Raw genomic sequence first — 282 nt, 5'->3', positions numbered from 1 at the left:
CCGCCACATTGTCTGTGGATAAATCCACTGTCGCTGAAGGTGGCGAGATCACCTACACCGTCACGCTGAGCAACGGCCAGAAATTGCCAGTCACTGGTCACGGTGGCCTGGTGTTCAAGCTGACCGATGGCACGGAAGTCACTATTCCGGCTGGCAGCGCCAGCGGCTCCATTACCGTCAAAGCTCCCGACGATGTGTTCACTGGTGGTCAACCAGAAATCGTCAACAAGCTCGATACCGTTACCGGCAGCGACAACTTCGAGAAATTGACCCTGGACCAAG

Annotated in this window: 1 protein-coding gene; it reads left to right on the top strand. The window is 56.0% G+C overall.

Features of this window, described 5'->3' with window-relative positions:
* Positions 1–282 (top strand): immunoglobulin-like domain-containing protein (locus IRZ56_RS22995; RefSeq protein WP_196147034.1); only part of this gene is annotated, 282 nt, incomplete at both ends.

This window comes from Pseudomonas guariconensis (assembly GCF_015680235.1).
Classification (GTDB): domain Bacteria; phylum Pseudomonadota; class Gammaproteobacteria; order Pseudomonadales; family Pseudomonadaceae; genus Aquipseudomonas; species Aquipseudomonas guariconensis_A.
This window is presented reverse-complemented; position numbering and strand designations above follow the sequence as displayed.